Below are 554 nucleotides of genomic sequence, written 5' to 3' on the forward strand. Positions count from 1 at the left end.
ACTGGGGCATCGTTCACAGGCGTGACGGTGATCGTCTCTGTTGCCGTGGCCGTGCCGCCGTTGCCATCGCTGATGGTGTAGTCAAAGCTGGTGCTGCCATTAAAGTTGGTAGCAGGGTTAAAGGTAATGACATCATTGGCATCAATAGTCACCACGCCGTTTGGCACGGTGATGCTTTGGGCGCCGCCCAGTAGTGTCACACCATTGATGCTGCTAATGCTTAACGTATCGCCATCTAAGTCGCTGTCGCCATTTAATGGGTTGAGTACTACGCTGCCGTCTTCGACCACGGTGTAGGTGTCATTCACAGCCACTGGGGCATCGTTCACAGGCGTGACGGTGATCGTCTCTGTTGCCGTGGCCGTGCCGCCGTTGCCATCGCTGATGGTGTAGTCAAAGCTGGTGCTGCCATTAAAGTTGGTAGCAGGGTTAAAGGTAATGACATCATTGGCATCAATAGTCACCACGCCGTTTGGCACGGTGATGCTTTGGGCGCCGCCCAGTAGTGTCACACCATTGATGCTGCTAATGCTTAACGTATCGCCATCTAAGTC

1 protein-coding gene is annotated in these 554 nt (G+C 53.8%); it reads right to left on the reverse strand.

Going from position 1 to position 554, the window contains the following annotated elements:
* The coding region (locus AAEY72_RS14180; RefSeq protein ID WP_352311139.1) for an Ig-like domain-containing protein at positions 1-554 on the reverse strand (554 nt) is incomplete at both ends.

It is taken from the genome of Psychrobacter sp. W2-37-MNA-CIBAN-0211 (assembly GCF_040309405.1).
In the GTDB taxonomy this organism is placed as follows: Bacteria; Pseudomonadota; Gammaproteobacteria; order Pseudomonadales; family Moraxellaceae; genus Psychrobacter; species Psychrobacter glaciei.